Annotated in this window: 7 protein-coding genes; 4 read left to right on the top strand and 3 right to left on the bottom strand. The window is 39.2% G+C overall.

Annotated elements, in window-relative coordinates:
• Positions 1–6 precede the first annotated feature (6 nt).
• From AACZ87_RS18235 to AACZ87_RS18225, 3 genes are all read right to left on the bottom strand, one after another.
• Positions 7–774, bottom strand: coding sequence for a hypothetical protein (locus tag AACZ87_RS18235; protein ID WP_339869275.1), 768 nt, complete (start codon positions 772–774; stop codon positions 7–9).
• Positions 771–2,054, bottom strand: coding sequence for a hypothetical protein (locus tag AACZ87_RS18230; protein ID WP_339869273.1), 1,284 nt, complete (start codon positions 2,052–2,054; stop codon positions 771–773). The genes AACZ87_RS18235 and AACZ87_RS18230 overlap by 4 nt, the downstream gene beginning before the upstream one ends.
• A 436-nt stretch (positions 2,055–2,490) precedes the next feature.
• Positions 2,491–2,655, bottom strand: coding sequence for a hypothetical protein (locus AACZ87_RS18225; protein WP_339869271.1), 165 nt, complete (start codon positions 2,653–2,655; stop codon positions 2,491–2,493).
• 592 nt (positions 2,656–3,247) lie between these two features.
• Here AACZ87_RS18225 and AACZ87_RS18220 point away from each other — a divergent pair.
• The 4 genes from AACZ87_RS18220 (at position 3,248) to AACZ87_RS18205 (ending at position 10,778) form a co-directional block, all read left to right on the top strand.
• Positions 3,248–4,462 (top strand): site-specific integrase, encoded by a 1,215-nt coding sequence (locus AACZ87_RS18220; RefSeq protein ID WP_192085324.1) that lies wholly within the window; start codon positions 3,248–3,250, stop codon positions 4,460–4,462.
• A 754-nt stretch (positions 4,463–5,216) separates the two neighbouring features.
• The gene (locus tag AACZ87_RS18215) at positions 5,217–5,630 is read left to right on the top strand and encodes a hypothetical protein (RefSeq protein WP_192085325.1); all 414 of its coding nucleotides are present in this window, start codon (positions 5,217–5,219) and stop codon (positions 5,628–5,630) included.
• 97 nt (positions 5,631–5,727) lie between these two features.
• Positions 5,728–9,546 (top strand): efflux RND transporter permease subunit, encoded by a 3,819-nt coding sequence (locus AACZ87_RS18210; RefSeq protein ID WP_339869267.1) that lies wholly within the window; start codon positions 5,728–5,730, stop codon positions 9,544–9,546.
• Between the two features lie 2 nt (positions 9,547–9,548).
• Positions 9,549–10,778: a TolC family protein gene (locus tag AACZ87_RS18205; protein ID WP_339869266.1), complete on the top strand. Its 1,230-nt coding sequence runs from the start codon at positions 9,549–9,551 to the stop codon at positions 10,776–10,778.
• Position 10,779: the final 1 nt, after the last annotated feature.

The following is a 10,779-nucleotide window of genomic DNA, read 5'->3' as shown; positions in this document are numbered from 1 at the left end:
AAGGGATTACTTTTCTATTATTCGTTTATTAACCGGCTCCAGATTGAACAATATGGAATTGTAGTTTGGTGCGGATGCATCACAAGCAACATTAACTCGCTGATAATCAATAATACCGCAGGAATCAGTGACTTTTAATTCAATCTGATACGGTGGAGCTAAGTCCACCAGGATTCCACTACTGTATCCTTGAATTGGGATCAATTCCTTAAAATCCGAATCAGCACCTGAAAACTTCCACTCAATGAGAAAGGGGGCTTTCCCACCATTCACTTCGCTGAAAAATTCAATTACGGTGTTAGCAGGGGTCTGGCAATCTATATTAATCGGGGATTTAATAATATTTGCTGTAATAGGTAGCTCATCTCGTCTTGGGTCAATCAATAAATTCTTATTGTAGCTTTTCCCCATATCATCCACCAAAGACAATTCAAAAATTGTGGGCTCCTTCAATCCAGACAAATCAACATTCTCCAATAAAAAACTGTTGCTGCCGAAGCTTTTACGGAATAAGTAACTGGAAGATATCTGATCTGTTTTATTCTCCAAAACAACCTGAACTGAATCCTTAGCGCCAAATTTATCCTCGAATAGCACACCTATTCTACCTCCATGATATGCAATTTGCTGAAAATCACTTTGGACAGTATTTAAATGAACGTAATACACCGTTGTGTCTGCAGTTCGCAAATGGTTCTCAAGCTCTTCGTACTGCTGTCCTAAAACATTAAGAGCTGATAGAAAAAATGCAGCAAGTAAAACAATCAATCTCATGGCTTGAAGGTTAGTTTAGAAATACCTAATCGAAAATCAACCAGATTACTATACCCAGTTTTTAAGTATTGGGGATTCAAAAGTGTTTGAACATTGAGTTTGGTTTCCCCACTGGGTGTGAGATTAAATAGTCTTCCGGCTCCTAATTTTAGATTGGACATTAGTCCTTCTGCATTGGTAGCAAATTCAGATATGCCAGGATTCTGCCTGATTGAATTTTCCACAATTGCAAAGGACTTGTCATCGAAGATCTTTCTTCGGGCGAATACTCTAGCCCCTATTGCTGAAAAATCTTTCCCCGATACACCAATTTCAGGCCCCAACCCCACCTCATAAAATTTATTCAATTTAACACCAAGAATCCCTGAGAAATCAGAAACTGACAGGTTGCCTTTATAGGTTTCCATGTTGACCAGTCCCTCAAAAAACATACTTTCCTTTAGCTTTTGTTTCTCAGCGATTAGATATACACTTAAGGAATCCTGCACTTCATCCTTGATTTTATAAAGCTTGTCTGAAGCAACACTACGGATACTATCCACAATTTCACGGTCCTTGATACTGATGACTCGTTTCGCCAGAACTTGTTTTTTATTCACTTCTTCTACTGGAATATTTAAACCATCGAATTCCTTAGTGAATTGGGATTCGAATTCCTTTTGAAACTGGTTACTATCCTCCCAAGGAAGCTCTTGCATGCGACCTTTAGCTTTAAATAGAGTGTCAATAGAAAACCCATCTATGACACCTGATGGCAAAGAATCAAAACTAAAACCACCTTTTAAATTTTGGCTTTCTTCAACTTGTTTAATTCCTTCCAATTGCTGCAGCCTCTCTTTCAGAGAATCTGTTGGGCTTAGTGAAGTCAAGTCATAAGATTTCAAAGAATTGTCAATCGAGTCAATCTTCCTTTGATGAGAAAAAGATGGCACAGAATCTACAGTATTTGAAAACGGGATGGAATCAAAACTAAAATCCCGTTTCAAGGACTGGATCAAATCAATCTTTTTAATTTTCCAATCAACTTGATCCAGACTGCTTTCAAGATTATTAGGCAGATTCAAGGAATCCATTCTAATAAGTTGTGCTGAAGCGTTAATAGAGTCAATCTTCTTATTCAGAGAGTAATTTTCCAAGGAATCTGAAACTTTCAGTTTAGCAATTGAATCCAACTCATGTAAAGCCATCTGAATTTGAGGGCTGTCTATAACCTTATTCTGAGCTATACCATTAAAGGCAAAGCAAAAAAATACTAAAACAATAAAATAAGTCTTTGCCATGTAACGTTCTATTATGCTGAGGTAGCTAACTCAGGCGAATAATCGATTTTTATTTTTGAATTAAAAAATACCCTATACAGGGTATAGCATTTATCACTAAAATTTTCATTACTTCACGAAAAGCTAAATTCACTGCATATTCAGCAAAAATTAGAAGTATTTGAAAATTGAGACATAACGTATTAAATCCATATATGCCTGATTATCAGATGAAAAATTTTTCTGAATTTTTACAATAAAAAATAATTTCACCGCGCTAACAATCAATATTAGAAAAACAATAAAGCTATCCTCAGTTAGCCATGCAAACTGGCCATTCCAGAAGGCTTTTTTTTGGATTGGAATAGGGAGGCTTTTTAGGTCAGTTGGTAGTGTGAACAACATCAGATTTTTAATGGCCCATCGCCCTCGTACCAGGAATAAGATCAGACAAATTTTAAGAGGCCATTTCGAAGGCCACGGAAGCAAGCAGCCTAGTAAACTGACGGGAGTTTCCCGCAATACCATCAAGTCCAACTTTCCGATGAAGGGCTGGCCAAGCTGATCCTCGGCCTTCCAACCCCTTTACTTCAAAATGACAGACTAGAAGTTTTGCTTCCACTGCCGCCGGGAATAGTCAAGGAGATCCGCAAAAAAGGAATGATACGCCAGCGTCTATCGGAATTATATCGACTCAAGTATCCCAACGATTTCAGTCCCTAAGTTCCGAAGACATTCCAATATCAGTTTGAAAACCCTCCAAACTGAAATTATTATAATAGATACCTAAACAACCTCGCCAAACTTTCCAAATCCTCCTCAAAATGGTTCGGCTTCTGTATCGCCAGCTCCACGGAAAAAGCTAAAAAAAAGTTGAAGAAATTATACAAAATGACTTCAATAAATTGATTAAAAGGAATTAAATAGCTGATTAACAGTCTTTTAATTTTAGATTATCAGATTTTAGCTTTTCAGAATTGTAAAATTAAAGCCTGCAAAAAGACTCTTTGCAGGCTTTTTTTTGTGGCTAAAACCACCAAAATCTTCACAATTACTCAAAATTCAGTTGCGTCATTCGTGTAGTTCGGCTTCTCCCAAAAAAAAGACGCTGGCTGGAAGTCATAGTTAACTGATTATGAACATGTTCATATATTGAGCTTCTTGTTATTTAGAGCCTGATTTTCGAGTTTTATTTAACTTTAAACTAATTTGTCATGTTAGAAAAAAGCTTCGGATTGCACTTCTTCTTGAAACAATCCAAAAAAGAAACCGGATCAGCGAGGTATGTCTACCTCAGGATTACCGTGGATGGTCAATCAAAAGAACTGTCTACCAAAAGATTGTGGGCAGTTTCACGATGGAATACAGCTTTTGGTAGAGCAGAGGGGACAAAAGAAGATGCCAGAGAATTAAATGCCTATTTGGACACCATCCATCACAAAGTACTTCAGGCGAAAAAACAATTACTTGAATCAGACAAGGAAATTTCCGCCGAATCCTTGAAAAATATTATCCTTGGTATTGGAGAAAAAAGAAAAATGATCCTAGAAATCTTCCAAGAACACAATGATAATTTAGAATCATTGGTAGGAAAGGATTTCGCAGAAGGGACCCTGCTACGCTACAAAACCTCGCTGGACCACACCCGCTCATTTATTAACTGGAAGTACAAGAAAAAGGATATGGACATAAAGCAGTTAGATTACGAGTTTATCTCATCCTACGCTTTCTGGCTTAAGAGTATTAGAAATTGCAATCACAATACCACTGTAAAATATCTCAACAACTTTAAAAAAGTAGTTCTAATCTGCATCAATAATGGATGGCTTGACAGAAACCCATTCATCCGTTTCAAGATGGCGACCAAAGTCAACAACAGGGTTTTTCTTACTTGGCATGAAATAGAAAATTTAATAGAGAAAAAATTCTCTATACAACGTCTTAGCCAGGTTAGGGATATTTTCCTTTTTAGCTGCTTTACTGGACTAGCCTATATTGATGTCAAAAATCTAAAAAGGAATCAGATTTCTACGGGAATAGATGGGGAAAAATGGATTTATACCCATCGACAAAAAACAGATTCTCCTACCCGTTTACCCTTATTACCAAAAGCTTTGGAACTTATTGAAAAGTATAAGAACCATCCTCAATGCCAGGACGAGGCTCATGTCCTACCAGTATTGAGCAACCAAAAGATGAATTCGTATCTTAAGGAAATCGCAGATGTCTGCGAGATCAATAAACCACTAACTTTTCATATAGCAAGGCACACATTTGCGACAACAATCACGCTTGCCAACGGAGTCCCTATCGAAACCGTATCAAAAATGCTCGGACACAAATCCCTTAAGCAGACACAGCACTATGCCAAAATCCTAGATACGAAGATAAGTTTTGACATGAAGGCACTCCGAGATAAGTTAAAATAAATTAAGAATACAGCTTATTTTATGGAGAGTCCAAAACTCAAAAATGAATCTTACATTGAACAAGAACAACGGAAAATCAAAATATGCCAGGGAATTGATGGGGAGGGGGAAACTCTAATTGAGGTCAAGTTTAAATAGGAAACTATCTAGTAAACAAACCATATTTTTCAAAATTAATTTACCCAAATAGAAATGGACCTATTCATAGCCGAAAAATCGAACATTGAAACAACTGAAACCAAAATCAACGGAATGACTTGTGTGAGTTGCTAAGTCCACTTAAGTCACGAATTAAATAAATTCAACGGAATCGTATACTCAAAAACGTCCTTTGAAAATGGAAATGTAATTATTGAATTTGAAAAAACAGAAATCGAGAAAGCAATTAATTCAACAGTCTATAGCGTAACCGACAAAGATGAAAACAAATGGTAGTTCAATTAAAACCAGAAATAAATTGTCCAAACTGCAGACATAATAAATCAGAGGATCTGCCAAAAAATGCATGGCAGTTTTTCTATATGGAACAGTACCTTGTTCACTAATTCAAGAAAACGAAAGTTGTTGTTAAAAACCATTGCAATAAGCCAAATACACTTCCAATTCTCACATGCTTTCAGATAAGTCAGAAGTTGCAAAAAATATTTCTTTGCAAAGTTTAAAGGAAATCTTAAACCCAATTAAGAAAATTGCGTAGATTAAGATTCAGCTAAATTATTTCAAAGCCTCAGGAATTTATCCTATAATTGTATTAGTGAAAAAATCATTTTCCATAGTTTTAGCATTTTTACTTCTTTTCACAAACATCGGTTTGGCGAAAAGCAGTCATATATGCATGGGATCTGAAATGTTAAATGCAATAGGTCTTTCTGCCAAAAATTTGGATTGTGGTATGAAACACCAAAAGTCTTCTTCTTCTGAAGAAGGGGGCTTAAGTGAAGCAAACCCATGTTGTCAAAATAGTTTTGAACTTGTTCATAACGATGGGGATCAACAATTAAAAGTTCTTCAATTAGATTCAGCCCAACTAATTTTTGTTGCGGCATTTACCCAATCCTTTATCTTTGGTATTGAATTAACAAGTACTGAAGCTTATATAAATCCATTTATTTCCCCCCCTTCGATTGAAAAAAACTACACAGTTCTTTTTCAATCATTCCTGATTTAATACTTCCTGGTAATCGGTCATCCGACCTCTTTTTTCCTAGTAGCTTTCAACTACCTGGCCTCTTTATTCTAGTTTCCCCTTTTACCAGGATTAAATCATGCTTAACTCAATTATCAAGTATTTTCTTGAGAATAAACTCGTTACCGTACTCTTACTGATTGCTCTGATTGCATGGGGCATAGTGACTGCTCCATTTGGTTGGAAAGTCGGTGCTCTACCTTCCGATCCTGTTCCAGTGGATGCCATTCCAGATATTGGCGAAAATCAACAGATCGTATTCACACAATGGCCAGGAAGATCTCCCCAGGATATTGAAGACCAGATTTCCTACCCACTTACGACTTACTTATTAGGAATTCCAGGTGTCAAGTCCATCCGCAGTTCCTCTATTTTTGGCTTTTCAAGCATCTACATCATCTTTGATGAAGACACAGAATTTTATTGGTCAAGATCCAGAATTCTGGAAAAACTCAGTTCATTACCGGCAGGGCTACTTCCAGAAGCTGTTCAACCAGGATTGGGACCCGATGCCACAGCACTGGGGCAAGTCTATTGGTACACACTCGAAGGTAGAGATGAACAAGGAAATCCTACTGGGGGCTGGGATCTCCATGAGATCAGAACTGTCCAAGACTTCTTTGTGAAATATGGATTAAATGCAGTCGAAGGCGTTTCTGAAGTAGCTTCTATTGGTGGATTTGTACAGGAATATCAAGTGGATGTTAACCCTGACGCACTTAAAGCCTACAATATTCCCTTAATGAAAGTCATGGAGGCGGTAAAGCAATCCAACCGGGATGTAGGTGCTAAAACTATAGAAATCAATCAAGCTGAGTATTTAGTCCGCGGCTTAGGTTACATCAAAAAGGTAGAAGATCTGGAAGAAGCTGTAGTTGCTGTCGAGCAAAACGTTCCGGTCCGAATAAAGGATATCGGCGTAGTGAGCCTAGGACCTGCAAACAGAAGAGGGCTTCTCGATAAAGATGGGGCTGAAGTAGTAGGCGGAGTTGTAGTCGCTCGATACGGTTCCAACCCCCTTCAGGTCATCAATAACCTCAAAGAGAAAATCAACGAAATAGCTCCGGGTCTTCCCAAAAAGACTTTGGCAGATGGCCGTATAAGTCAGTTGACTATAGTGCCATTTTACGATAGGTCAACCCTGATCCAGGAAACTTTAGGAACGTTGGAAGAGGCTCTTTCGCTAGAGATCCTGATTACTATTTTGGTGGTAATCGTGATGGTTTATAATCTCAGAGCTTCCATCTTGATTTCCAGTTTATTACCGATCGCCATTCTCATGGTTTTTATAGCCATGCGCTACTTCGGAGTAGATGCAAACATCGTAGCTCTTTCAGGTATAGCCATCGCTATCGGAACTATGGTGGATCTTGGAATTATACTTTCTGAAAATATCATCAAACACATTGACGAAGCTCCACCTGAGCAAAAATTAATCACCACCATATACAAGGGATCTTCCGAAGTAGCTACTGCAATTCTAACTGCAGTGTCTACAACTATTGTGAGCTTTATTCCTGTTTTTACCATGGAAGCTGCAGAGGGAAAACTATTTGGTCCTCTAGCCTATACCAAGACTTTTGCTCTTATAGCAGCTTTGATAGTTTCATTATTAATTCTACCCATGTTGGCTCATGTATTTTTTGGTTTCAAAGTCAAAAATCAGCGGTACAAGCTAATAGGTAATGGTTTATTACTTATGCTCGGTATTGGAGTTCTGATTTACGGTTATACTTGGGCAGGGATAATGTTGGTATTCTTTAGTATCATTTCTTTTGCAAAATTCTATGTAGAAAAAGAAGCGATAACAATTCCAACTCGCATTCTACCAGTATACAATCAACTTGAAATTATTCTGGCAATCGTAGGAGTGGTATGGCTCTTAGCTACTTATTGGCTACCACTAGGAGCTTCTCATTCTATTATTGCCAATGTGTTATTTGTCGCCATTTTGGTCAGCCTGATCTTAGGTGCATTCTCCATATTGGAATACAATTACAAACGTGTATTAACCTGGTGCCTAGACCACAAAACTGCCTTCCTCAGTATTCCTGCAGCCTTAATTTTGTTAGGAGCAACCGTTTGGCTTGGCTTTAATGCCGCCTTTGGACTAATTCCCAAAGCCACCAATCTCATAGGTTGGGATATTCAATCCAGTAAACCATGGTCTAGCTTATCACATACTTTCCCGGGGATGCAAAAGGAATTTATGCCTTCTCTGAATGAAGGAAGCTTCCTACTCATGCCAACTGCGATGCCTCACTCTGGCATTGCTTACAATAGAAAAATTATTGGTCAATTGGATATGCTGTTGACTAACATTCCGGAGGTTGATCTGACAGTTGGGAAATTGGGAAGAGTAGAATCTGCACTGGATCCAGCTCCGATTTCCATGTACGAGAATATCATTAATTACAAGTCAGAATATCTTCTCAACTCCAAAGGGCATAAACAGCGTTTCAAAATTGATAAAGAAGGTAGGTTCATATTTGCCTCTGGTGACACCCTATCGAATCAGGACGCTCTTGCACAAAATAAGTCTACAAAAAATTTGATCCCTGATGAGAATGGGATGTATTACAGAAACTGGCGCGATCATATAGAATCCCCAGATGATATCTGGAATGAAATTATTGCAGTCACAAAAATCCCAGGAATCACATCCGCACCTAAGCTCCAACCCATTGAAACCCGACTGGTTATGCTCCAAACTGGCATGCGGGCACCTATGGGAATCAAAGTCTATGGGCCTGATTTGCAGACCATCGAGAACTTTGGTATTCAACTGGAAACTATATTAAAGCAGGTTCCCTCAGTCAAAGAAGAAGCAGTATTCGCTGATAGAATTGTCGGGAAGCCCTATCTACAGCTGAATATAAACCGAGAGAAAATCGCCCGATTTGGGTTAACAATAGAAAATGTACAGCAAACAATAGAAACGGCTATTGGAGGCATGAATATCAGTACCACCGTAGAAGGACGGCAGCGATTCCCTGTCCGTGTTCGCTATCCACGGGAATTACGAGATGATCCTGAGAGCTTGTCCAAAATCTATGTTTCTACCCCTACAGGAGCTCAAATCCCTTTAGGGCAACTTGTTGACTTCGACTATGTCCGAGGACCTCAGGCAATCAAAAGTGAGGAGACTTTTTTGGTGGGTTATGTGCTTTTCGATAAGCGGGATGGGAATTCTGAAGTGACCACAGTCGAGGATGCCAAACGGCTGATCCAAAGCAAAATTGATTCAGGCGAGCTGGAAGTCCCAACTGGAGTGACTTACAAATTCTCCGGTAGCTACGAAAATCAGGTTCGTGCAGAAAAACGCCTGAGCATCATCGTCCCGGCAGTGTTGGTCATTATCTTTTTGATTCTTTATTTCCAGTTCAAATCCGTAAGCACCACTTTCATGGTCTTCACTGGAATTGCTATGGCGTTCTCCGGGGCTTTTATTACGCTATGGTTCTACGGCCAGCCTTGGTTTGCTGATTTTAACCTCTTTGGCACAAATATGCGGGACCTGTTCCAAGTACACCAAATAAATCTGAGCGTAGCGGTTTGGGTTGGGTTCATTGCGCTTTTTGGTATTGCTACCGATGATGGGGTGCTGATGGCTACTTATCTGGACCAGAGTTTTGAACGCAACAAAACTGACAATTTTAAAGGAATACGAAAGGCAATTGTGGAAGCTGGACAGCGTCGAATAAAACCGGCAGTCATGACTTCGGCTACTACCATTATAGCCTTACTTCCGATTTTAACCTCCTCGGGACGAGGGTCAGATATCATGATTCCGATGGCTATTCCGGCTTTTGGAGGAATGATCGTGGCTGCTATCACCTACTTTATTGTACCTGTCTTATACTCCATCCGGGAAGAACGAAAACTTAAAAAAAGCTGAAAATGAAAACTATCACACTTTCCATTCTTTTGCTTCTGGGTATGAGTTTCTCAGCTAGTTCGCAAAGTTTAGAAGACTATTTTCGAATAGGCGCTGAAAACAATCCAGGTCTTCAAGCTAAATACAAAGCATTTGAAGCTGCCATGGAAAAAATCCCGCAGGTAGGATCCTTACAAGATCCAAACCTGTCTTTTGGATATTTCATATCTCCGGTTGAAACCAGAGTTGGTCCTCAGAATGCCCGCTTTTCTTTGACGCAGATGTTCCCTTGGTTCGGTACGCTAAGAGCTCAGAAAGATGTAGCTTCCTTCATGGCTGAAGCAAAATATCAGGAATTTCTGGATGCTAAGAACCAACTATACAGCCAATTGGCCACTGTTTATTATCCTTTGGTAGAAACGCACGAATTGATAAACCTAGAACGGGAGAATCTGAAAATCCTTGAAACTTATTACTCATTAGCTACTTCAAAATTCGAAAACGGCCAAGGTTCTCTTGCAGATGCACTACGAGTAGAAATTATGATTCAGGCAACCAAAACTAACATCGAAGTGCTACAGATGAAAATCAAAGGAAGCAATTCATGGTTCAATTCCCTGCTTTCCAGATCTCATGATTCCCCCGTTGAGATCTCTGAGATGCTCCAAATCACGGATGCTGACCGGCAGATTTCAACTGATTCAATCCAGGCAAACCCCATGTTGGGGAGTATAGATTTGAAAATTCAGGCCAGTGAAGCAAGCGTGCGTGTTGCCCAAAAGCAAGGAATGCCAAAGCTAGGTGCAGGTGTCGATTATGTACTTGTCGGCGAAAGAACAGATATGGACATCCCAGATAACGGGAAAAATGTCTTGATGCCTATGGTCACGATGAGCCTACCGATTTTCAGAGGGAAATATAAGGGTGCACAGAAGGAAGCCAAACTTATGCAGGAATCTTATCAACTGGAGAAGGACGAACTCAACAATAAACTATTTGGCTCCTATTACCGCTTCTCCACCGACATGGAGATTCAGGAGAATCTGATCTCGCTGTATAGCAAACAAGTGCAAACATCCGAGCAAACTCTGGAATTACTTTATTCTGCCTATAGCAATTCAGGAAACGACTTTGAAGAGGTCTTGAGGGTACAGCAACAACTGTTGGAATACCAAAAAATGAAACTCAAAGCCACGGTAGCTTATCAAACTTCCTTGGCTCAAATCAATTATATAACCGCTAAAACCTACTGAT

The sequence above is a fragment of the uncultured Algoriphagus sp. genome (genome assembly GCF_963974365.1).
Taxonomy (GTDB): Bacteria; Bacteroidota; Bacteroidia; order Cytophagales; family Cyclobacteriaceae; genus Algoriphagus.
This window is presented reverse-complemented; position numbering and strand designations above follow the sequence as displayed.